Genomic DNA, 24,706 nt, shown 5'->3' with positions numbered 1-24,706 from the left:
TTAAAAATATTTGCAACAAGTTTTTCCCTTTAAATTCGATAATTAAAGGAATTTTCTTAATTTTTTATTTTGTATAATCTGTAACTTGTATTTAATTATTGAAATACAGGTAGGATGTGTTAACGGCAAGAGTACGGCATCGAACATAAAACTTTTGCTGCTGCTGGCTTCGAGTTATAAACATAAAATTTCAGCCTTTTTGCTCGAACGTTGGTGTTCAAAGGGTGAATGTTAAGCCTTTTTGCTCGAATGTTCGAGTTCGGAAGGTGAAAGTTCGAGTTATGAAGGCGGAATTTCGAGCTTTTTACTCGAACGTTGGTGTTCTGAAGGCGGAGTTTCAGGTTTTTTACTTGAACGTTGGTGTTCTGAGGGTGAAGCGTGAAGCTCAGATGCTCATGGTTGGTGCGATCGCTTTCAAAAGAAAGTAAAATACAGTCCGGTAGGGTGTGTTAGGCGTAAGCCGTAACGCACCGAGCTATTTGGTAGTGCGTGACGCTGACTGTATTGAGCGTTTGAGTTTGAAATGTCAGCAAATGTTTTGCATTAGGTGTTGCGGAATGTGGTTTTGTTTCGCGCAGAGGCGCAAAGGCGCAAAGAAGAAGGCGCAAGTTTTTGAGTTTTTTCACAACAGCTTTGCGAAAATGCCTGAGTCCGGCATGATTTACTTAACAGTTATTAGTGAACAGTTAACAGTTATCAGTAAAGAATTGATCACTGATAACTGTTGACTGATAACTGACTTATACAAGCTTGTGAGTTGACTGTGAAAAAGTTATTTAGCGCGATGAATGCTGCGGGTATTTGTCTTGCACCTTGGATGGTAGCAGGTGGGATGACAACAGGGTTAGTTTTAAGTATGCTAGTTCCAGGAATAGCGCAACAGCAGCCACCTAAATATTCAGCCCAGCAACAAGCAGCTTTAAAGGAAGCGGGCGAACTAAATAAACAGGTATTAAAGTTATACCAAGAAGGTAAATACAGTACAGCCATCCCTTTAGCAGAACGTGCATTAGCTATCAGAGAGAAAGTGCTGGGAAATGTTCATCCCGATGTCGCCACTAGTTTAAATAATTTGGCAGGGTTGTATGAAAAACAAGGAAAATATCAACAAGCCGAACCATTTTATCTCCGCGCTCTGGCTATCCGAGGAAAAGTGCTGGGAAATGTTCATCCAGATGTCGCTACTAGCTTAAATAATTTGGCTTTCTTGTTTCAAGCACAGGGAAAATATCAACAAGCCGAACCATTGTATCTCCGTTCTCTGGCTATCCGAGAGAAGGTGCTGGGGAAAGAACATCTCGATGTCGCCACTAGCTTAAATAATTTGGCGCTACTATACGATACACAAGGAAAATATCAACAGGCGGAACCATTGTATCTCCGTTCTCTGGCTATCTTTGAGAAGGTGCTAGGGAACTCACATCCCTCTGTCGCCACTAGCTTAAATAATTTGGCACTATTGTATAATTCACAGGGGAAATATCAACAGGCCGAATCTTTGTATCTCCGTTCTCTGGCTATCTCTGAGAAGGTGCTGGGGAAAGAACATCCTGATGTAGCCTCTAGTTTGAATAATTTGGCAGCACTTTATCAGTTACAAGGGAAATATCAACAGGCGGAACCTTTGTATCTCCGCGCTCTGGCTATTGTAGAAAAAGTGTTGGGCAACTCACATCCTAATGTCGCCTCTAGCTTGAGTAATTTGGCAGGACTTTATCAATTACAAGGAAATTATCAACAGGCGGAAGGGCTACATCTCCGTTCTTTAGCTATCCGAGAAAAAGTGCTGGGGAAAGAACATCCCAATGTCGCCTCTAGCTTGAATAATTTGGCAGAACTGTATAAAGCACAGGGGAAATATCAACAAGCAGAACCTTTGTATCTCCGTTCTCTGGCTATTACAGAGAAGGTGCTGGGGAAAGAAAATTCCGATTTCGCTAATAGTTTAAATAATTTGGCTGAACTGTATCGGTTACAGGGAAAGTATCAACAGGCGGAACCACTGAATCTTCGTTCTCTAGCTATCTTTGAGAAAGTACTGGGAAAAGAACATCCATTAGTCGCCACTAGCTTAAATAATTTAGCTGTAGTGTATCAGTTACAGGGGAAATATCAACAAGCGGAACCTTTGTATCAACGCTCCCTGGCTATCCGAAAGAAAGTGTTGGGGAATTTTCATCCCGATGTTGCCCAAAGCTGGAAGAATTTGGCTGCACTGTATCAGGTGCAAGCTGATATTAATCGTTCTACCGATGTCTTACGACGTGGGCTAGAAGTTCAAGCACAAAATCTCAATCTAATTTTTGCTGTCGGCTCAGAACAAAGAAAACAGAACTATGTGAAAACTTTTAGCAAAACAATTGATTTTACCGTTTCTCTATCACTTCAAGAAGGCCGCAATCAAAAAACAACCGCATCTCTTGCCCTAACCACTGTACTCCGTCAAAAAGGATTAGTGTTAGATGCTGTAGCTGACAGCATCCAAATACTACGTTCTCAACTGAAAAAAGACCCAGAAACCCAAAAGTTATTCACTCAATGGTTGCAAGTGCAACAGCAACTCTCAGCCTTAGTATTTTCTCAACCAGAAAAACAAGCTGCTAACCTGAAAACTCAACTAGAACAACTCGAAGCAGAAAGAGCAAAGTTGGAAGCTGCTATCAGTACAAAAAGTGCTGAATTCCGTCAGCAAACTCAACCAGTAGAATTATCTACGATTCAATCTAAAATACCCAAAGATGCAGCTTTGGTAGAAATTGTACAGTATCGACCATACAAGGCCAAAGCCAAAGCTGAGGCTCAAAGGTTTGGTAAACCCCGTTATGCTGTTGCAGTGTTGCGTTCCACTGGCGAACCGAAGTTGGTTGATTTAGGTGAAGCGGCAGAAATTGATAAATTAGCCATTGATTTTCGTGTAGCGTTAGTCAAAGGAATTAGATTCAAGAAACTCGGACGTACTTTAGATGAGAAATTAATCGCACCCATTCGTCCTTTATTGGGTGATGCGCGTCATATTTTAATTTCACCTGATGGGCAATTAACATTAATTCCTTTTGAGGCATTAAAAGATGAGCAAGATAAGTTTTTAATTCAACGTTACGCTTTTTCTTACCTTACCACTGGGCGAGATTTATTACGTTTAAACTCAGATGTTAACAATACTTCCTCGCCTGTGGTGTTAGCAGATGTTGATTACGACAACCAAACACAAACTGTAGCTTCTGCAAAAGTATCTGGTTCGCGCGGTTCGCAAAATCGGCGCTCTGGTGACTTGGCAAACTTAATATTTGACCCGTTAGCTGCTACTAAAGATGAAGCTGTTGCTATTAAAAAAGTGTTACCGAATGCACAAGTGCTGTTAGGTAAAGATGCGACAGAAACGGCTGTTAAAGAATTACACAGTCCGAGTATTTTACATCTAGCTACTCACGGTTTTTTCATCGCAGATGAAGAACAAGATATCAACGCATCACCCGATTTTGAATTAACACCACGTCCAAAAGAGATTATTCAAGTAGAAAATCCCTTGTTGCGTTCTGGTTTAGCGTTGGCTGGATTTAATAAACGCAGTCAAGCCAAAAATAATAATGATGATGGTGTGTTAACAGCGTTGGAAGTTGCTGGTTTAGATTTGCGTTCTAATCAATTAGTTGTGCTGTCGGCTTGCGACACTGGTAAGGGTGATATTAAAGTTGGCGATGGTGTTTATGGTTTGCGTCGTGCTTTGGTAATTGCTGGTTCACAAACTCAGGTTTTAAGTTTGTGGCAAGTTGATGATGCAGCGACGAAGGAATTGATGGTGAAGTATTACAATAACTTGAAGGCGGGGAAAGGAAGACATGAGGCTTTGCGTTCCGCACAGTTAGATTTGCTCAATAGTCAAGAATATAGCGAACCGCAATTTTGGGCGGCGTTTGTTCCTTCCGGTAATTGGACTCCGTTGAATAATTTGTAATGACGTTCGCGGACTCGCTAACGCTGCGCTATCGTAATTCGTAATTCATTTTTATTGGAGATGAGAATTAAGTTACGAGATGTGCAACTTATTCTTGAAACCCCTCTCCAAACCTCTCCCCGAAGCGGAGAGAGGCTTTGAATCTTGCTCCCCTTCCCTCGTAGGGAAGGGGTTGGGGGTTAGGTTTGAAGGCAAGTTGCACACGGCGTTAAGTTATAAAAAATAGCTAATAGCTGTCAAAATCTCATGATCAGCTATTAGCCATATACAAAAAGTAAAAGTAAGTTACAGCTTTTCTGGTTCTTCTAGAGGAACTGTACTTACTTTAGTAATTGTTGCTTGTAAGATTTGGGTGTGAGCAATGGAATTGTTTGCCAATGTAAACAATGGGTTTGACAAAATCCCGGATATAGTAGTTGCAATTAAGCTGACTATCAAGCCTACTTGTAAAGGTCTGTATCCTGGTAAATTCCAACGCACTTCCGGGTAGTCTCTCACTACGTCGGACATTTCTTGGGGTTCTTTAACTACCATCATTTTGACTACGCGAATGTAGTAATAGATGGAAACCACACTAGTTACCAAACCTAGCAATACTAATCCATAAAGACCAGCTTGCCAACCAGCCCAGAACAAGTAGATTTTGCCAAAAAATCCAGCCAGTGGTGGAATACCGCCGAGAGACAGTAAGGAAATACTCAAACCCAATGTCAACAGTGGGTCTTTTTGATACAAGCCTGAGTATTCGGCGATTTGGTCGGTTCCTGTTCGGAGGGAGAAGAGAATAACGCAGGTAAAGCCGCACAGGTTCATGAACAAATAAACCAGCAGGTAAAAGACCATACTGGCGTATCCAGCTTCTGTACCAGCAATTAAGCCAATCATCACAAATCCAGCTTGAGCGATGGATGAGTAAGCCAGCATCCGTTTCATGCTAGTTTGTGCCAGAGCCACTACGTTACCCAAAATCATGCTGAGAATAGCGAGGGCGGTAAACACAAATCGCCACTCGTCAGCCACCATTGGGAAGACTGTAGTTAATAGGCGAATGGCTAAAGCAAAACCGGCTGCTTTGGAACCAACGGATAAAAAGGCAATTACCGGGGTGGGTGCGCCTTCGTAAACGTCTGGTGTCCACTGGTGGAAGGGTGCAGCCGAAATTTTGAAGCCAATACCTGCAATGATGAAAACAAGTGAAATCACTAATCCGAGTGATTGGCTGACTTTGGCTGTGATGATACCATCTGCGATCGCACTTAATTCTGTTTGACCACCTGATAAACCGTACAGCAAGGAAACGCCGTATAAAAATACTGCTGTACTAGCAGCACCAATCAACAGGTATTTCAGCGCCGCTTCGTTAGAACGGGGATCACGCTTGGTATACCCTGTCAATAAATAAGAGGAAATACTTAAAGATTCTAGTGAGATGAAAATCATCACTAACTCACTAGCACCAGATAAGAACATTCCTCCTAATGTAGCAGTTAGCAAAATTGCGATGAATTCTGCTAAGGCGGTACCACTCTGCTCAATGTAGCGAATTGACATCAATATCGTCACAACGGCAGACAAAGCGATAATACCGCGAAACACAATACTGAGGTCATCACCAGTGAAGCCGCCAGTAAAGGAGATGGGATTGGCATTATCCCATTGAAAATATAGGGCGACAATTGCGGCTAGTAAACCCGCGATCGCTAGATATCCAATCCAGCGTGAGGATGTACGCCCCAAAATCAAATCAACAATCAAAACCCCTAAGAGGGTAACAATCACAATTCCCTCTGGCAGAATTGTTCCAGCATTCAACTGGGATGCAAGATTAGCAAAATCCATGAGATATATAGGTTTTGGCGATTAGACATTAAGGCTAACTTTGTTCATTTTATCTATTGTTCATTACCAAAGTTGCATTTATCTTTCTGTCTTAAGCATAGACTGACTCTTGCGTACAATTAGCTTAAAAGAAGCGGATCAGCTAACTCCCACCCAAGACTCTATCATTATGATTAGATTAAATTATAGTTGAAATTCAGATTGTGCGTCTTGTCAACACAGATACTGCTCTAGCTATCTGTTAGCAATGGTAACTAAATAAACAATCGGTATTGCTAAATATACTTGTTGGCTAATTATACGATTTCTGAAATTAAATCTTGCAGTTGTTGGGGTAAATCGAAGTAACCATCAACTCCTGATGCAAAATCTATCACTTGAGTTACCGCATCTATATTTAAACTTCCATAAATATGCGGAAATATTTCTCCGGTTTCAGCCGCCTCATAGCGAATTTCTGCCTTAACTTTTTGACTATCAATTAACAGTATAACTAATTCTTTTTGGTTATAAAAAAATCTGTTAGCGACTGGGATAATCTGTGCTACTTTTGAGCAGTGAATAAAACCTTCTTTAGCGAGAGATTCTGCTATATAAATATCATTATCTTTCGCTTGTTCCCATTGCTGGCGCTGTGTAATATGCAGAAGGAAGGGAATGTTGGATTTTGGGACTTCTGCTGTATCGAGTAGTTTGGTAAAATCACAGTTATCGAAATCTTGTAGCACTGTTTTAGCGCCAGCATCTAATAATTTTTCAGGTGCTTGGTGATTGGCTATCCCAATAAAACTAATATTTAAATTACGTGCAGCTTTAATATCCCAAATACCATCACCTACAAAGACTATTTTGGTGAAATCTTCAACTTTGTAGATATTTTTAGCTTTGAGAATAGCCGCATTAATAATATCTTCTCTAGAAATGCCATCATCAGATGAAGCTAAGGGAATATTGTGTATTGCTAAGTCGGCTGCTTGCAGTTTTAATATAGCAGAATCATACCATCCGCCAGTTGCGATCGCTACACGCCATGTAACAGAGGTTTGTAATTCAGCTAATACCTTTTCTGCACCAGGGATACTACTAAATAGATATTTCTGTGTGCTAATCTCCTGCTCGAGTTTGGCAACAAAAGCAAGTTTGAATCTTTTGATTTCCAATTCTGAAGGTGGACGTTGTAATTTTTCCTGAAAAATTTGCTGAGTAATGCCAGAGTCTGTAATATTTTTGTATTCTGCCCAGTTTGAATTAATATTAACAAACCCAAATTCTGAAGTAAAAGTATTTACAAAGCAGGTTTCATCAATCTGGTTTGTATTGGTGAGTGTACCATCAATATCAAAAATTACTAAGTTCATAGCAGATTGTCTTGATTCTGAGGAATACATATATCTGGCGCACATAAACCAGAAAACTGCATTGTCGTCACTGCAAAGTTATTTAAATCAACACAGCGAATAACGTGATTGTTGGTATCACTAATATATAGATGTGAACCCATAACACTCAATCCAGAAGGTTCAAAAAAGCGGCTGTTTTTACCTTGTCCATCTTGTAAACCAGCTAAACCCTCACCTAAAATTGTTTGACAATTACCTGTGCTGGGACTAACTAATTTAATTTTGTGGTTGTATGTATCTGCTACCCACAAAAAATTTCCCGCATATTCCACCGCCATACAATGTTGTAATCGCACATCTGTACTTTGTCCATCCACATCACCAAAACCGAATAACTGTTGACTACCGCAAATAGTTGTAACTTGGTATGATTCAACAACTTTTACACTCCGAATTGTACTAATTTCACTATCAGCAATATATAGTTGTTGTCCATCTGTAGTCATACCACTAGGTTGAGCAAAAGCCGATTCTGTTAGTGAACCATCAACACAACCTTCTCCACCTGTACCAGCATAGGTTTTGATAATGTTAGTGGCTAAGTTCATTTGCCAAATTTGATGTGAACCCGCCATTGCAATAAATAAGGTATTCCCAACTTTGACTAAATCCCAAGGAGAATTGAGTGCAGTTTCTAAACCAGCACCACCATGAGGATAAATATTACGGCTTTGTTCTCCTGTTCCTGCAATTGTTTCGACTATTTGGCGTTGCAAATCAACTCGCCGCAAAGCATGATTTTCGGTATCAGCGACAAACAGAATTTGATTTTCGTTATCAAATACCATTCCCTGTGGTGCAGAAAATTGTGCTTCGCTAAAACTACCGTCAATTAAACCAGGTTGTCCTGTACCAATAATGTGGAGAACTTCGCCATCAAAGTTACTCAAAACTAAGCGGTGATGTCCAGAGTCAGCAATGAATAAACCTATTGGCGTGGCTAAGACTTTTCCAGGAAAAGCTAAGGGTGAAATTATTGGTTGTTGCTGCTTTTCTAAAATATGGTTGATTTCTTGAAAGTTGATTGTACCTTTTTGCTGATGCTCGGCAATAATTTTAGCAATTAACTTATCTAAAACCTCACGCTTACCTTCGCCAGAAACATAGCCAACTACATAACCTTTAGGGTCGATAATCATGAATGTCGGCCAAGCACGCACAGTATATTCTTGCCATACACGAAAATTTTGATCTATTAAAACTGGGTGTTCAATGTCATAACGCAAAATAGCTTGGCGGATATTTTCTGTTTCTTGTTCATTGTCAAACTTGGCGGAGTGGACACCAATTACTGTCAGACTATCTTTGTATTTGTTTTCCAAATATTTCAAGTCTGGTAGGATGTGCAGGCAATTAATACAGCAGTATGTCCAAAAGTCTAAGATGACAACTCTACCCCTAAGTTGTTTTAAGGACAAAGGTTTGTCAGTATTCAGCCAAGTGTAATTTTGTGGTAATTCTGGCGCTCTGACGCAGGGAGTCATGAGATATCCTTTAATTTTGGGTGTAGGGGTTTAGGAGTATGAGGGTGTAGGGAAGATAACTTAAATTAATCATGACGTGTGAGATACCTGCATAACCTAGACTCAAAGAAAGTTTTAAGCCTGTTGACTGTTTACTGCTATACCTAACTGAGAATCATCTTGAGGCTATATCACTTTTGGTCAAACTCGATAAACTTACTACCACTGATTTAGCTGCTTGGGTGCAACAAGCTAAAATTCAGACTGTACAGGGTAAAGTGTGCGATCGCATTCCACAATTATCTGTTGCTCATCCTAACTGGTTTGCTGTTCACATCTGCTGTTTATCAGGAAAAACTTACAGTTCGGGAGATACAGGTTGTGTGTTTCCTTTAATGAGTGTAGTTAAAGTATTTTCATTTTTGTATCTGCTAGAAGTGATGGGAACAGATACAGTTTTTCAATGGGTTGGCGTTGAACCGTCGGATGCGGCGTTTAATTCTTTAGAACAATTAATTACAGATGGTGGACATCCCCGCAACCCGATGATTAATAGTGGTGCAATTACTCTAGTTGATAAGTTACCAGGAAAGACGGCAAGCGATCGCACTTCACATCTTTGTCAATGGTTAAATCAGTTAGCCGGTTCCCGACTATATTTAGATGAAGTTATGCTGGCTTCGGTACGCGCTTCACGTTCCCCAATTAACCAAGCACTCACCAACTATCTCGCTGAAAAAAATCGCCTGAAAAATCCTGAAATAGCTCTTGATACTTATGAGCAAATATGCTGTCTTTCAGGCAGAGTAGAAGATTTAGCCTTATTAGGAAAAGCCTTAGCTGGCGGCGATAATTTACAGCATCACCGGATAGTTAACGCCGTGATGTTGATGTGTGGACTTTACCAAGACTCGGCTAAGTTCGCTCTCAAAATTGGTTTACCGATGAAATCAGGCATTAGCGGTGGCATGTTAGCTATAGTACCAAACGTAGGCGCGATCGCTTGCTACAGTCCCGCATTAAATATAGTCGGAAATTCCGTAGGTGCGATCGCTTTTATCGCAGCTTTAGCCCAAAAATTAGAACTGAGTATCTTTTAAAAAACTCCGCGTAACTTTCATCTCTTATCCCTCCTCTTGAGATGTTGGTATTGGACGACGCTGAAAATATTTACCAAATCTAGATTTTAAAGACTCGGTTGCTTGCGGTGTCGGTGTTACTTCTGGTTTTTCTTCTGGTACAGGTGACTGGATAACTTTTGGTTCTGGTGATTCTGATTCTGTAGTTGGAGGTGTGGGTGTGACTTCTGGTTTTGGCGCTGGCGACTCAGTAGCTTGTGGCGTAGGTGTTACTTCCGGTTCTGGTTTTGGTGACTCAATAACTTGTGGTGTTGGTATCACTTGTGGCTGTGGGGGCTGAGTAGCTTGGGGTGTTGGTATTACTTCCAGTTCTGGCTTGGGTAACTCAGTCGCTTGGGGTGTTGGTATTACTTCCAGTTCTGGCTTGGGTAACTCAGTCGCTTGGGGTGTTGGTATTACTTCCAGTTCTGGTTTTGGTAACTCAGTTGGTTGCGGTTGAACTACCTCTGGAACTTCTGGTGTAGGAATTGGCTGTGTTTTGGGTTCGGTAATTGATGGCTGAGGAATGTAACTTTGATCTACGATGCTGCGTATTTCATCAGCTTTAAGTTCGCCTCTGACAATGCGAGAAAGTGTATCTTTGCCTTTAGGTTGGTAGTTAATCAATCTCACAGTCGTATTAAAGGCATTTTTAACAACGTTACCTTGACTGTCTAAAAATTCCAACTTCACCCAATTATTTCCAGGTTGGAAGCCTTTGAGGTAAACTGCTTGCCAGCGATCGAACACAAAACTGTCACCATTAATAGTGCAACGGATACGCCAATCACTGAACAAATCATTGGGATCATCTGTAGCGCCTAAGTGTAATGGAGCATTTGTTAAATAAAAGTCCAGTAAAATTGGTTCAGTACCATAACTACCTTGAGGACTGCTGTAAGTCAGTAAGGGAACCCTAGGATCAGGACTGTTGTCATCTGTTTTTGTAAAAACGTGAAACAATGTCTGAGTATAAGCGCCTTCATTCTTAAAGCTTTCACCCCAAGGGCGAGAAGCAAATACACGTAAACTATGTGTACCCGGAGATAAATCAGACAAAATCAACGGCTGGCTTAAGTCATACACCAGGATATCAGGCTGATTATCCAAAATTACCTGGAGATGAGGCCCTAATTCAAATGCTGGATCTTTAAATATAGGTAAATCTTTTACCTGAAATTGAACTTTAACTTTAGTATCTTGAATAATTTCATCAAATGAAGGGGTGACGATAGTTACCTGGGGGCGGTATACTTCTAGCGTTGAGCGCAGTTCTTGAATGACCTCTGGTGGCGCAACTTCCGTAAATTGCTGCGAAGTTGGTTGAGATTTTTCTCTAGTACTAACAGATACATCTTGACTAACAGCTTTCTCTGCACAACTGTTTAAATTCAAGACCAATACTAGTATGACAAGCCACTTGAAAATAGTCAGACTCCTGGGGAGGATCTGTTTTAAAGACTTCATACACCACAAATTCATACCTGACACCCAGTTATAGTCTGCAAAACTGCAAAATTATTTTGCCTTAAACTGTGCGTTGCACACCATAGCTTAAAAGGTGAAATTTTGAGCAGTCACTATGTATTTTTTAAAAATGACAGGAAAACAGTATTCTTTTTTACTATTTTCTCTAATTATATGTTTTTCTCTCGTGCCAAAAATATCTCTAACTAATTTGAGAGTACTGAGCCGGCGGACATTATACCCATTAATCATAAGTTTAACGAATTGTTATTCTTTGTAAATTAAATGAAGAAAGTATTGACTTTTTGCTCAAGAGTTTACAGTTAAAAGGTAGATCCGACAATTAATTTGGGGATTTTGAATTATTGTTAAAATCTCTCCAACAATGTACAAGTAAAGACTTTATAATTCAACAGAAACAAACTTCCACATAGCGTCTTCATCGCTGCTCCAGCCACTACCCTGGAGAAGGCGACTAAGGATCACTTTGTGGTTTCATGATTCCTCATTCCTTATCACGAGAGGAGGTCGAATGACGATTAGTCCTCCGGAGCGAGAGGAAAAGAAAGCAAGAGTAGTAGTCGATAACGACCCGGTACCAACCTCATTTGAAAGATGGGCATTGCCAGGACACTTCGACAGAACTCTAGCTAGAGGCCCCAAAACCACCACTTGGATTTGGAACCTCCACGCTCTCGCCCACGATTTTGATACACATACAAGCGATTTAGAAGACATCTCCCGCAAAATATTTGCGGCTCACTTCGGACACCTGGCCGTTGTGACCATCTGGTTAAGCGGGATGATATTCCACGGCGCGAAGTTCTCTAACTACGAAGCCTGGTTAAGTGATCCGTTGAACGTGAGACCCAGTGCTCAAGTCGTTTGGCCTATTGTTGGACAAGACATTTTAAATGGTGATGTCGGTGGTGGATTCCACGGTATTCAAATCACCTCTGGCTTGTTCCAAGTATGGCGTGGCTGGGGTATCACCAACTCCTTCCAGCTTTACTGCACAGCTATTGGCGGCTTGGTATTAGCAGGCTTGTTCTTATTTGCTGGCTGGTTCCACTACCACAAACGCGCTCCCAAACTGGAATGGTTCCAGAATGTGGAGTCGATGCTAAACCACCACTTGCAAGTGCTGTTAGGCTGCGGTTCTTTGGGATGGGCTGGTCACATCATTCACGTATCGGCTCCAATCAACAAGCTATTGGATGCAGGGGTAGCTGTTAAAGATGTCCCCTTGCCCCATGAGTTCATTCTGAACAAGAGCCTGTTGATTGATGTATTCCCCGGCTTTGCTGCTGGTTTAACACCTTTCTTCACCTTGAACTGGGGTCAGTATGCTGACTTCTTAACCTTCAAGGGTGGTTTAAACCCTGTAACCGGTGGTTTGTGGATGACTGATATTGCTCACCACCACCTAGCGATCGCTGTACTCTTCATCATCGCTGGTCACCAATACCGTACTAACTGGGGAATTGGTCACAGCATCAAAGAGATCCTGGAAAACCACAAAGGCCCCTTCACCGGGGAAGGTCACAAGGGTCTTTATGAAAACATGACCACCTCTTGGCACGCTCAATTGGCAACCAACCTTGCCTTCTTGGGTTCGCTGACCATCATCATCGCGCATCACATGTACGCGATGCCTCCCTATCCCTACTTGGCAACTGACTACGCAACTCAGTTGTGTATCTTCACTCACCACATTTGGATCGGCGGTTTCCTAATCGTCGGTGGTGCGGCTCACGCTGCCATCTTCATGGTGCGGGATTATGATCCTGTTGTGAATCAAAACAACGTTCTGGATCGGGTGATTCGTCACCGGGATGCAATTATTTCCCACCTCAACTGGGTTTGTATTTTCCTGGGCTTCCACAGCTTTGGTCTTTACATCCACAACGACACAATGCGTGCCTTGGGCCGTCCCCAAGACATGTTCTCCGACACAGCAATTCAGTTGCAACCAGTATTTGCTCAGTGGGTGCAGAATCTGCACACCTTGGCTCCTGGTGGCACTGCTCCCAACGCCTTAGAGCCTGTTAGCTATGCCTTTGGCGGCGGTATCTTGGCTATTGGTGGCAAAGTCGCAATGATGCCCATCGCTTTGGGTACTGCTGACTTTATGGTTCACCATATCCATGCTTTCACCATTCACGTAACAGTGCTGATTCTGCTGAAGGGCGTACTATTCGCTCGCAGCTCTCGCTTGATCCCCGATAAAGCCAACTTAGGTTTCCGCTTCCCTTGCGACGGCCCTGGCCGTGGCGGTACCTGCCAAGTTTCCGGTTGGGATCATGTGTTCCTCGGATTGTTCTGGATGTATAACTCTTTGTCAATTGTGATTTTCCACTTCAGTTGGAAAATGCAATCTGATGTTTGGGGAACTGTAGACGCAGCTGGTAATGTGTCTCATATTACTGGTGGTAACTTTGCCCAAAGTGCCATCACAATCAACGGCTGGTTGCGTGATTTCTTGTGGGCGCAAGCTTCTCAAGTAATCAACTCCTACGGCAGTGCTTTGTCTGCTTACGGATTAATGTTCCTAGGCGCTCACTTTGTTTGGGCATTCAGCTTAATGTTCCTGTTCAGTGGTCGTGGCTACTGGCAAGAACTAATTGAGTCCATTGTTTGGGCGCATAATAAACTGAAGGTAGCACCTGCAATCCAACCCCGCGCTTTGAGCATCACTCAAGGCCGTGCTGTTGGTGTAGCACACTACCTCCTAGGAGGAATTGCAACAACCTGGGCATTCTTCCACGCACACATTCTTTCAGTAGGATAGCAATCAGTTATACGGAGTGCTGAGTTGTGAGTGCTGAGTAATCAAAACTTAGAACTCAAAACTCAGACCTCTAGAAGCTGAAACCTGATGGCTAAGGGTCAGAGGAAATATCAAAGCTATGGCAACAAAATTTCCAAAATTTAGCCAGGATCTCGCACAGGACCCAACCACGCGGCGCATTTGGTATGCGATCGCAATGGGTAACGATTTTGAGAGCCACGATGGTATGACCGAAGAAAATCTTTACCAAAAGATTTTCGCTACTCACTTCGGACATCTGGCAATCATTTTCTTGTGGGCTTCCAGCCTCCTGTTCCATGTAGCCTGGCAAGGTAACTTTGAAGAGTGGATCAAAGATCCTCTACACGTCCGCCCCATCGCTCATGCGATTTGGGATCCCCACTTTGGTAAACCCGCTATTGAAGCTTTTACCCAAGCTGGTGCTAGTAATCCTGTAAACATTGCATACTCTGGTGTTTACCACTGGTGGTACACCATCGGTATGCGGACAAACCAAGAACTGTACATTGGCTCATTAGGTCTACTCCTATTTGCAGCCCTGTTATTGTTCGCTGGTTGGTTGCACTTGCAACCCAAGTTCCGCCCCAGCCTCGCTTGGTTCAAGAATGCTGAATCTCGCCTCAACCATCACCTCGCTGGTTTGTTCGGTGTTAGCTCTTTGGCTTGGGCTGGTCACTTGATTCACGTTGCTATCCCCGAAGCTCGTGGACAGCACGTAGGTTGGGATAACTTCTTAACCACTGCTCCCCACCCAGCAGGCTTACAGCCTTTCTTTACAGGGAACTGGAGCGTTTACGCCCAAAACCCAGATACTGCAGGCCACCTCTTTGGTACATCCACTGGTGCTGGTACAGCAATTCTGACCTTCTTGGGTGGTTTCCATCCTCAAACAGAAGCTCTGTGGTTGACTGACATTGCTCACCACCACTTAGCGATCGCAGTATTATTCATCGTCGCTGGTCACATGTACCGTACCAACTTTGGTATTGGTCACAGCATCAAAGAGATGATGAATGCCAAAACTTTCTTTGGCCAAAAAGTTGAAGGCCCCTTCAACATGCCCCACCAAGGCATTTATGACACCTACAACAACTCTCTGCACTTCCAATTAGGTTGGCACTTGGCTTGTTTGGGTGTTGTTACCTCTTTGGTGGCGCAGCACATGTACTCCATGCCTGCCTATGCGTTTATCGCTAAGGATTACACCACCCAGGCAGCTTTGTACACCCACCACCAATACATTGCGATTTTCTTGATGGTTGGTGCGTTTGCCCACGGTGCAATTTTCTGGGTACGTGACTACGACCCAGAACAAAACAAAGACAACGTATTAGATCGCGTACTGAAGCACAAAGAAGCGATTATCTCTCACTTAAGCTGGGTATCTCTCTTCTTAGGCTTCCATACCCTTGGTTTGTACGTTCACAACGACGTAGTAGTTGCCTTCGGCACTCCTGAAAAGCAAATCTTAATTGAGCCAGTATTTGCTCAGTTCGTCCAAGCTGCTAACGGTAAAGTACTGTACGGATTGGATGTTCTGTTGTCCAACCCTGACAGCGTTGCTTACACAGCTTACCCCAACTATGCAAACGTATGGTTGCCTGGTTGGTTAGATGCCATTAACGCTGGCACCAACTCCCTCTTCTTAACAATTGGCCCTGGCGACTTCTTGGTACACCATGCGATCGCACTAGGTCTACACACCACCACCCTCATCCTAGTCAAAGGTGCTTTGGATGCTCGTGGTTCTAAATTAATGCCAGACAAAAAAGACTTCGGTTACGCATTCCCTTGCGATGGCCCTGGTCGTGGCGGTACTTGCGACATCTCCGCTTGGGACTCCTTCTATCTAGCTCTGTTCTGGGCATTGAACACAGTAGGTTGGTTAACCTTCTACTGGCACTGGAAACACCTGGGTATCTGGCAAGGTAACGTTGCTCAGTTTAACGAAAACTCTACCTACCTAATGGGCTGGTTCCGTGATTACCTGTGGGCTAACTCTGCACAGTTGATCAACGGTTACAACCCCTACGGTATGAACAACCTGTCTGTTTGGGCTTGGATGTTCCTCTTCGGACACCTAGTTTGGGCTACTGGCTTCATGTTCCTCATCTCTTGGAGAGGTTACTGGCAAGAGTTGATCGAAACCTTGGTTTGGGCGCACGAGCGTACTCCTCTAGCTAACCTAGTTCGCTGGAAAGACAAGCCCGTTGCTCTCTCCATCGTTCAAGCTCGTTTGGTTGGTCTAGCTCACTTCACCGTTGGCTATGTCCTCACTTACGCAGCCTTCCTCATCGCCTCCACTGCTGGTAAGTTCGGTTGATCTGGCTACTAGTTTTGTAGGTAAGTAATAAAAATCCCCCGCCGCGAGGTGGGGGATTTTTTGTTGGTTTTTGTATGTAACCAAATACAATTTAATACGTCTAAGATAAAGTAATTGTGATTTTATTTATTATCGGAGACTAAAAAGTATTTATGACTGACAGTACAAATATATTCCGTTCAGGGGTAAGTCGAGAGGAAGCTGAAAATATTATTAATAAATTTTTAAATAATGAACATTATAGGGTTTTAGCTGTCAAGGGAAAATGGGGGGTGGGAAAAACCCATTTAGTACAGAAATTATTAAATGAACATAGTGGCGAATATTATTATTATGCTTCCGTATTTGGTATTTCTTCAATTGAACAATTAAAAGGTAGAATAATAGCAAATTCTCATCAATCCAATTCAAATCGTGTTAATAAACTTATAAATAATACAGTTGAATGGTTAAGTATTAACGCTGCAAAATTAGAGAAAACTCCAAAATTGGAGTTAGGTTCTATGCAAATTGTAGGCTCACTAATGTCTGCGGTTGGTGATTTAGGTCTGAATATACTTTTTAATGAAAATGCCAGAAACTCAATTATATGTATTGATGATTTAGAAAGAAAATCTAAGCTGCCAATCGATGAGCTGCTTGGCTTTGTTGAATATCTAGTTCAGGAATTAAAATGTAAAATTATTTTAATTTATAGTGATGATAATCTCGATCAAGCCTCCAAAAAAACATTAAAGATTTATAGGGAGAAAGTCATTGATAGAGAATTTACGCTTGCTCCAACAGTAGAAGAAAACTTAGATTTTATCTTTGAAGATCATCCTGATATAGAAGTAATCAAATCAGTTTTTATAAAGACTCTTACCAACAATATTCGTGTTTTTCGTAAAACTAGATGGCTGATTGATGAGCTTAGTCCTTTAATAGCGGATTGGCAACCTAGTTTACGTAATCAAGTTATAAGAAATTGTATTGTTATTAATTTAGTAACAATAGATACAGATTTTTGTAAAAATTCTTCCATTACTATAGATAACATATTATCTTTAACAGACTCTTCAAAATATCAAAATAACGACGGTTTTGAGGAACAGATTCAACTTGTACACAAATTATCTTATATAGGTTATAACTCTCTGGAGATTGATGAAATTATAATAAATTCAGTTGAAAGATCGCTGTCTAGCTATGATGAAACAGAGTTTATTAAAAGAGGAGAAATTCTTAATGAGAGAGAAGAAAAAAATCAAGTTATTGAAAAGTTGCGTAATCTTGGTAAGCCATATCATAATTCATTTGGAAATTCTGAACAAGAAATTATTGAAGAAATTAAAACTTTTCTTGAAGAGAATCATCTATATTTAAGTATTTCCGAATTTGAGCAAGTTGAACAATTAGCATCAATTGTAGAACTTGATATTAGTCAATACGAAGAAGCTTTATTAGAACATAAACTAAAAAATAGTGACCCACACTATTTTAATGATTTAAATGTATTTAGAGCTAAATTGCGTAAACATCCTGAATTAGCGGTATATCTAGAAGAACAAAAAAATCAATATCTGCAAAGCTTAGATATTTCCACAGCAATAAAAAATATAATCAATAGCAATTCCCTTTCAATATCACCTTGGGAGAAGGAAAACGTTACATTTATAAACAACTGTACTGTTGAAGAATATATTCAATGGCTTGAAAAAGGTGATTCTGACTTATATCTGATGGTTAAACAGTTTTTGAAATTTGGTTTACCTGCATCCCAAAAGTTAGAGCAAGCTATTCGCATATTAGCCAAAAAGAGTAAGTTAAATAAAATTAGAGCTAAATTTCTTTACAATATAGATATAGATAATTTGCCTAATACTAATGATGAAAACTGATTATTAATAGATAACCTCACTTTATCAAGCTATCTTATATATCAGCCAAAAAGCGATCGCCTATAAACTACTTTAATCAAAATTAATACCATTTTAGATTTTGGATTGAGACAGGCTTTACTGGTAAGCTTTTGGGCAGTTCATTTGTCGCAATCATTCTTCAATTTGGTATAATTTAAAAAATACTAATTATCCCACTGCAAAATCAGTATAATGGCGCATTTTTGGTGGGTCAAAGCCTAAAACAATATCTTGTTTACAGACACCTAATTCGACTAATTCATTTGCAATACCTACTTCTGTACCATCCTGCTGCACCCAAATTTTGTCATTGATAATATCAAGGTGAAGAACCGTACCATATACTCGTTTAGAATCGCGCCAACCAACATAGACTAATTGGTAGTGGTCATGTTCAGTATCAAAAATAGTTTGAGCTTGGATACGTTCATCCCACACAAGTTTAGCGTGTTCGTTTAGTAAGTTTTTTATAAGTTGTCTGTATTCATCGACGGTAGCCATCTTTCAATTACCTCCCTATCAATATCGTAAATTAAGAGAAGAAGTTGGTTCTGCACTACAAGTCCTTGAATAAACGAAGTTGCAAAAAATCGCTCGTAAATATCACTGGATACAGCTAAATACAAAACTCGTTGAGGGTCTTGAGAGTTTAAGGCAGACCTATATGCTATAAATTGCCCTAAAGCTCCATAAAATTCGGAAATTTTTGATGGGCCAAGGAAACTTTTGATTTCGACAGCGATTTTCCATCCTTCCCTTTCTGCTGCAATTACTTTTTCTGCACCAAGGTCAATAGCTAAGTCAAATGTACCTGCTTGCAACGGGTAAGGATCATGTGTAATTAGCCAGCCATCTTTTTCGAGAGCAGTTTTAACGACTTCATGAAAGGCATCTCTAGCAGACAAAGTTAAATGTTGCTCATAAAAATGTGTTTACAAGCAATTATTATCTCAAATATCAGGTTTTATTTGTTGATACATTTCGGTTAAGGATACTTTAAATGTCTGATTTTGATTAGATTACTATTAAAATAACAAAGGCAAGAGAAACGCGATCGCTATGAGTCTAACTACAGCACAATAGACGAATATCATCGCATGATTGCGGCGGGTATAGAGAGCAGCAATAAATATCTTCAGAGAATTCAGCCATCAGTTAGAGGATTCCTGGCACAAGAATTTCTAGCTTAGAGATATAAATATATTTCCTCAAAAACTTCCCAGCTATGCCTCTTTACAAACTTGAAGAATTTGACCCTCAATACCGAGAAACATTTGGCGGTGATGATGTTAAAGGTTTAGAACTCTATACTGAGGGCGGAGTAAAAATTGGTTCCGTAAGTGATGCTTTAGTTGACCCAAATGGACGTTTTCGCTATTTAGTGATTGACACAGGCTTTGATACTTTTGGTAAGAGAATATTACTACCAATCGGTCTTTCACGCATCAACTATTCCGAACAACGGGTATATGTCGATGGACTTAGTAAACAGCAAGTAGAAATGCTACCTGAGTATCATGAAAACTATACAGTTGATGAAGATTATGAAGAAAGAGTACGCAGTGTATTTCGTCCTAGTAACAGTAATGTAACTTACGATCGCAATACCTACAATTATCAAACAGAACCTAATTTATATAATTTAAATGATCAATATCATCAAACACTCAGACTTTATGAAGAACGACTAATTGCTAATAAACAGCGCGTTAAAACCGGAGAAGTTGCTGTCGGTAAGCATATTGAAACTGAAACTGCACGAATTACAGTCCCTGTTCAAAAAGAACGTGTTGTAATTGAGCGAGTTTCACCCACAGAAACAGGAACAGTCCTTGACCCCAATGAAGTGAGATTTCAAGAGGGTGAAGTAGCACGTATAGAAGTTTACGAAGAAACACCAGAAATTCGCAAAGAAGCCTTTGTTCGGGAAGAAGTACGAGTTAAAAAGGTAGTAGACAGAGATACCGTAGAAGCTGAAGACACAATTCGCCGCGAAGAGTTAGATGTGAATACTACAGGCGAGTTGTAGGTAGATAATAAAGATAGTCAAGGAACTATTTAGTTAAAAGCACAAAATTCAAAAAAATGTAGGGGCTTTTGACCTTGTTCTTTAGCCTCTATGTCTCTATTTGTATTATCCATAAATTGAAATAGTATGAGGCGGAAAAATATCTCCCTTTCGATAATTTGAAATTAAGGTACTTCATTCGAGAGAAAGATGTATAGAAGAGAATAAATTTTTACCTTAAGAATTGAAAGTTGATATAAGAGTTCAGAGGGAAAATATAATGTCTCTTTACAAATTAAATGAATTTGATCCAGACTATCGTGATACTCTGGAAGGTAATGATATTAAAGGTTTAGGCGTATATACGGAAGGAAATGATGAAAAGATTGGTACAGTCAATGATGTTTTAGTTGATGATGAAGGACATTTTCGCTATTTAGTTGTTGACTTAGGTTTCTGGATTTTTGGTAAAAAAGTATTATTGCCGGTAGGTCGTAGCCGCATTGATTATGGGCGCGATCGCGTTTATGCTGTGGGTATGACCAGAGAGCAAGCAGAAGACTTACCAGAATTTGACGAACGCCAAGTTGATTACGATTATGAAGAACGAGTACGTGGTGTTTATCGTAATCCCCAATATAGTACCACCCCTGTAGATACAGCCACACCTCTAGATACTACTGCAACATTAGATACAGGTTTTACAGCTACTCCAGCAACAGCAGTCACCACACCAACTTTCACCCGCGATACCTATAATTATGAGCAAGAGCCTTCTTTATTTGGATTAAATGAACAAGACCATCAAACCTTGAGATTATATGAAGAACGGCTAGTTGCTAATAAGAGAAGACAAAAAACAGGTGAAGTTGCTGTTGGCAAACATATCGAAACTGAAACTGCTAGAGTTTCCGTACCAGTGGAAAAAGAGCATGTTGTCATTGAACGCATTACCCCAGATGACGCTGGTAGAGTTGTTGCGCCTGGTGAAGCTGACTTTCGTGAAGGGGAAGTTGCGCGTGTAGAAATTCACGAAGAAACTGCTGACATTCGCAAAGAAGCATTTGTCCGTGAAGAAGTTCGAGTCCGAAAAGTTGTAGAGCAAGATACCGTTGACGCTCAAGAAACAATACGTCGAGAAGAGCTAGATGTAAATGCTCCAGGACTTCCAGTTGAAGAACGCTAATTAAAGCGGAATTAGATTAGACATAGTACAGGTAAGGCTGATGAATCAGCTTTGCCTGTACTCATAATTATCAAATTAGGGTGATGAATAGCCAACCAATGATAAATAATATTACACCAGTCAATCAGAAACCTACTATTTCTAAATTACTAGCAACTTTAAAAACTAAGGTTGTAGGTTTTGATGTTATGGATAACCAAGGTCAATTGGTTGGTAAAGTCAGAGATTTAGTCTTAGATAATCAGCGTCGATTAAATTTAGTCATATTCCAAACTATCAATCAAACCCAATTTGGGCAACAACGAGTATTTAAAGAACAACTTGCTTTAGTGTGGAGTCAAAAAATTCAAAGAATAGACACTATCACTAAATCTATTTTTTTAAATATAGATAAAGCGGCAATTGAATATATACCTGAACATTTAAAATCTCAAATAATTGGCTATCAAGTATTATCTGAAAATTCTAGTGGGCATAGTAATATGGAACAAGCTAATTTGGGAGAATTTACGGAAGAAAATATTGTTCGTTTATTAGAAGAACAGTTAGTAGTTGATACTAATATACATAAAATTGGCGAAGTAATTGTTCGCAAAGAAATTGAAACGCGGATAGTACAAGTACCTGTCCGGCGGGAGAAATTAATTGTGGAACAAGTTAGTCCACAACAAAAGCAACTTGCAGAAATAGATTTAGGTTTAGAAGACAGTTCTGAGATTACCTTAACCGCAACAGAAGATGGTGCAGTTAGCAACTTTGCTGGTGATTTCACTGTGAATGGAGAGTTTAGTTCACCGAAAATTGCTAGTTTAATTTTAAATGCGATCGCTCTCGAAAAAAATCACGGCTGTCCGCGTGTGCGAGTATCGATTTTATGTGAAGATGAATCACACAAACAAAAATATCAAGAATGGTTTGACCGTTGCTCTAAAGGTCAAAAACCTCAATCTCTTTTATAAGTTTCTAGCAGATGACTAATAGTAGGGTGAAAATTATTCACCCTACTTTTTTATATAGTTTATCAAATAGAATTCAGGAGTCAGGAGTCATAATTCATGCTTAAGACTCAGCTAAAATCTGTCTATAGTTTGTTGTGCTTCATAATCCCCTACTAATTGATTCTGAATTCTGGCATCTGACTTCTTCAATAGCCATTAATAAAGCTCCCAAGAATTTCCTTGAGGAGCTTGCTGAGTGTGAAACAGTAAATGACTAAAATTTATCTTTGCTGATTTAGCTTTACATCTTCCCAAAGGTAGGGTTTATTGTCAATTAAACTTTTTAGATAGAAATAAAATGCAACATTAGGAACTGATAATTAAAAAATATCCCGTCATTCAGAGATAGAGAAGACCAGAGAAACAAGGAAGATAAGGGCGATGTTTGGAACAAACCGGATTCCTCTTTTATATATCTCAAGTTAGAGGAAAAAAATTGCTCAAAGGATAGAAGAAAAAACAATGATAAAAATATAATCTCAGTATATAAATCAATTACTGATTTTATTTTATTGGTACATTTAAATGGCTTTTTAATTTGGTTTTGAATAAAGCTTTGACATTTTAAAAAGGAGATGTTGAATTGTGAACTATATAAATACTATTTATCCTAACTGGAAACAAGCTAAAGGAGCGATCGCTCTTACATTAATGGCAATCGTCCTTCCAGCTTGCAGTTATAACGAACCACAGGCCATCACTCCAGCCACGCCGCAGCAACAACGCAACCAAGTTAGTCGAGAAGTAGTAGATAGCCAAATTGTAGAAGTAACAGATAAAAAAGATGAACTTATCGGTAAAACTGTCACAATTAGAACGCAACCGATTCGCTTAATTGGCCCTACAAGCTTTACAGTTAACGATAAGGAACTATTTGATAATCAAAATATTTTGGTGATTAATGCTACAGGTAAGCCTTTTACATTGCCCAGTACAAATGACATCCCCCTGCAAATTACTGGACAAGTCCGCAGATTTGATTTAGCACAAATCAATCGAGATTATAAGTTAGATTTGCAATCTGAATATTACAGCGATTACGATGATCAACCAGTAATTGTTGCCAAATCACTAGCTTTATCTCCTAATCCTGGTGAACTTACTACCAACCCCAGTGCCTATTATGGTAAACAACTCACTGTCACTGGTAAAGTTGAAAATATTAGTAATGCGATCGCATATACCCTTGATGAAGACAAATTGCTTGGTGGAGAAGATTTACTGGTACTCCACACCAAGCCACAAGCAAGAGTGAAGCAAGGAGAACAAGTAACTGTCTCTGGTGTGTTACGTCCCTTGGTGATTACCGAATTAGAGCGAGACTATAACCTAACTTGGGATTCAAATTTGCGGAAGCAATTGACAGCAAAATATCGAAATAAACCTGTATTAGTAGTTACGAATGTTGCTCCTTAACATCTTCAAAGTAAACTGTGTTCCTCACCCCACTTGCGTAGTCTGAACGCCAAAAGCAACATCAAAACACCAAACACAATTGCATAAGCAGCCATTATCCATAAAATTGCTAACGCTCCCGCAATCGGCCAGATAATCAGTAGCACACCAAAAACAAGAGATGCAATCCCAGCAGCGATGAGTAACCATTCATTGTCAATTTCTTGGCGTAGATGGTTGGCTGCAATAATCTCAAATATACCAGTGATAATTGCCCAAGCCGCTATCAGATACAGCAAAACTAATGCTGTAATTCCCGGCCAAATAAATGCCATAACTCCCACTGTAATTCCAATTGCACCTTCAATTACCAATAACCAGCCGTGAATATTGCCAAGATGATCCTTAAATCCAGCGATCGCTAATAATATTCCACCACCTAGCGCAAAGGCCGCAAACAAAAATACCAAGGCTGTTAAGGTAATTCCTGGCCAAAATAATGCTGCTAAACCAAATATGATCGCGAGTGTTCCCCGCAATGCGAGTGTCCACCAATTTTTTGCTAACCGGGTTCCTATTCTCATAGTCTTTCAAAGCTATTCCCTACCAGAAGGGCTTGGTCATTTGAATCTATGATGGAAATTTCTTGCTCTTCTTCCATCTGACTAATGCTGTATGGTGCGAGATGGATGAATATTTTTGGATGACGGTGTAAAGGTCTTTGCTTGCGTACATCGTTATAGTTATACCAATTCACAAAACTACTTATACAAATCGCTTCCTCTGCTCCTTACTCCCGCCCCAAGTTACTATCTATAAATTAAGTACTATTTCAACCTTG

Annotated in this window: 17 protein-coding genes; 9 read left to right on the top strand and 8 right to left on the bottom strand. The window is 40.3% G+C overall.

Annotated elements, in window-relative coordinates; translation table 11 throughout:
* Positions 1–763 precede the first annotated feature (763 nt).
* The gene (locus H6G74_RS07655) at positions 764–3,955 is read left to right on the top strand and encodes a CHAT domain-containing tetratricopeptide repeat protein (protein ID WP_199340931.1); all 3,192 of its coding nucleotides are present in this window, start codon (positions 764–766) and stop codon (positions 3,953–3,955) included.
* 285 nt (positions 3,956–4,240) lie between these two features.
* Here H6G74_RS07655 and H6G74_RS07650 read toward each other — a convergent pair whose 3' ends face one another.
* The 3 genes from H6G74_RS07650 to H6G74_RS07640 all read right to left on the bottom strand — a co-directional run bounded on the left by H6G74_RS07650 (position 4,241) and on the right by H6G74_RS07640 (position 8,678).
* Positions 4,241–5,794: an NAD(P)H-quinone oxidoreductase subunit N gene (locus H6G74_RS07650; protein ID WP_190967109.1), complete on the bottom strand. Its 1,554-nt coding sequence runs from the start codon at positions 5,792–5,794 to the stop codon at positions 4,241–4,243.
* Positions 5,795–6,090: 296 nt separating this feature from the next.
* Positions 6,091–7,152 carry a DUF952 domain-containing protein gene (locus H6G74_RS31720; protein ID WP_190967108.1) on the bottom strand — a complete coding sequence of 354 codons (1,062 nt, stop codon included), beginning with the start codon at positions 7,150–7,152 and terminating at the stop codon, positions 6,091–6,093.
* Positions 7,149–8,678, bottom strand: a complete 1,530-nt coding sequence (locus tag H6G74_RS07640; RefSeq protein WP_190967107.1) for a thioredoxin-like domain-containing protein — start codon at positions 8,676–8,678, stop codon at positions 7,149–7,151. The genes H6G74_RS31720 and H6G74_RS07640 overlap by 4 nt, the downstream gene beginning before the upstream one ends.
* A gap of 176 nt (positions 8,679–8,854) precedes the next feature.
* Here H6G74_RS07640 and H6G74_RS07635 point away from each other — a divergent pair, with 176 nt between their 5' ends.
* A complete protein-coding gene (locus H6G74_RS07635; protein WP_190967106.1) occupies positions 8,855–9,757 on the top strand; it encodes a glutaminase in 903 nt (300 codons plus the stop codon).
* Between the two features lie 24 nt (positions 9,758–9,781).
* Here the strand turns inward: H6G74_RS07635 and H6G74_RS07630 are convergent, their stop codons facing one another.
* Positions 9,782–11,257 (bottom strand): hypothetical protein, encoded by a 1,476-nt coding sequence (locus H6G74_RS07630; protein WP_190967105.1) that lies wholly within the window; start codon positions 11,255–11,257, stop codon positions 9,782–9,784.
* Positions 11,258–11,774: 517 nt separating this feature from the next.
* Between H6G74_RS07630 and psaA the strand changes: the two genes are divergently transcribed.
* The 3 genes from psaA (at position 11,775) to H6G74_RS07615 (ending at position 18,257) form a co-directional block, all read left to right on the top strand.
* Entirely contained in the window at positions 11,775–14,033 is a 2,259-nt protein-coding gene (psaA, locus tag H6G74_RS07625) for a photosystem I core protein PsaA (protein WP_190967104.1), read from the top strand.
* A gap of 118 nt (positions 14,034–14,151) precedes the next feature.
* Positions 14,152–16,377: a photosystem I core protein PsaB gene (psaB, locus tag H6G74_RS07620; protein ID WP_190967103.1), complete on the top strand. Its 2,226-nt coding sequence runs from the start codon at positions 14,152–14,154 to the stop codon at positions 16,375–16,377.
* Positions 16,378–16,529: 152 nt separating this feature from the next.
* Positions 16,530–18,257: a P-loop NTPase fold protein gene (locus H6G74_RS07615; protein WP_190967102.1), complete on the top strand. Its 1,728-nt coding sequence runs from the start codon at positions 16,530–16,532 to the stop codon at positions 18,255–18,257.
* 189 nt (positions 18,258–18,446) lie between these two features.
* On the opposite strand, the gene H6G74_RS07610 is transcribed toward H6G74_RS07615, so the two are convergent.
* Both H6G74_RS07610 and H6G74_RS07605 read right to left on the bottom strand, forming a co-directional pair.
* The gene (locus H6G74_RS07610) at positions 18,447–18,779 is read right to left on the bottom strand and encodes a XisI protein (protein WP_190967101.1); all 333 of its coding nucleotides are present in this window, start codon (positions 18,777–18,779) and stop codon (positions 18,447–18,449) included.
* Entirely contained in the window at positions 18,746–19,183 is a 438-nt protein-coding gene (locus H6G74_RS07605) for an element excision factor XisH family protein (protein WP_190967100.1), read from the bottom strand. The genes H6G74_RS07610 and H6G74_RS07605 overlap by 34 nt, the downstream gene beginning before the upstream one ends.
* Before the next feature lie 320 nt (positions 19,184–19,503).
* Here H6G74_RS07605 and H6G74_RS07600 point away from each other — a divergent pair, with 320 nt between their 5' ends.
* The 4 genes from H6G74_RS07600 to H6G74_RS07585 all read left to right on the top strand — a co-directional run bounded on the left by H6G74_RS07600 (position 19,504) and on the right by H6G74_RS07585 (position 23,886).
* Positions 19,504–20,307, top strand: coding sequence for a DUF2382 domain-containing protein (locus tag H6G74_RS07600; RefSeq protein WP_190967099.1), 804 nt, complete (start codon positions 19,504–19,506; stop codon positions 20,305–20,307).
* 259 nt (positions 20,308–20,566) lie between these two features.
* Complete coding sequence (locus tag H6G74_RS07595) at positions 20,567–21,472, top strand: DUF2382 domain-containing protein (RefSeq protein WP_190967098.1); 906 nt, start codon at positions 20,567–20,569, stop codon at positions 21,470–21,472.
* An 83-nt stretch (positions 21,473–21,555) separates the two neighbouring features.
* Entirely contained in the window at positions 21,556–22,431 is an 876-nt protein-coding gene (locus H6G74_RS07590) for a YsnF/AvaK domain-containing protein (protein ID WP_242051177.1), read from the top strand.
* A gap of 624 nt (positions 22,432–23,055) precedes the next feature.
* Positions 23,056–23,886, top strand: coding sequence for a hypothetical protein (locus tag H6G74_RS07585; RefSeq protein WP_313888464.1), 831 nt, complete (start codon positions 23,056–23,058; stop codon positions 23,884–23,886).
* A gap of 5 nt (positions 23,887–23,891) precedes the next feature.
* Here the strand turns inward: H6G74_RS07585 and H6G74_RS07580 are convergent, their stop codons facing one another.
* Together H6G74_RS07580 and H6G74_RS07575 are read right to left on the bottom strand one after the other, a co-directional pair.
* The gene (locus tag H6G74_RS07580) at positions 23,892–24,449 is read right to left on the bottom strand and encodes an HdeD family acid-resistance protein (RefSeq protein ID WP_190967097.1); all 558 of its coding nucleotides are present in this window, start codon (positions 24,447–24,449) and stop codon (positions 23,892–23,894) included.
* Positions 24,446–24,622, bottom strand: a complete 177-nt coding sequence (locus tag H6G74_RS07575; RefSeq protein ID WP_190967096.1) for a hypothetical protein — start codon at positions 24,620–24,622, stop codon at positions 24,446–24,448. The genes H6G74_RS07580 and H6G74_RS07575 overlap by 4 nt, the downstream gene beginning before the upstream one ends.
* Positions 24,623–24,706: the final 84 nt, after the last annotated feature.

It is taken from the genome of Nostoc spongiaeforme FACHB-130 (genome assembly GCF_014698475.1).
Taxonomy (GTDB): domain Bacteria; phylum Cyanobacteriota; class Cyanobacteriia; order Cyanobacteriales; family Nostocaceae; genus Nostoc_B; species Nostoc_B spongiaeforme.
The sequence above is the reverse complement of the archived record's forward strand: the minus strand, read 5'-3'. Positions and strand labels throughout refer to the sequence as shown.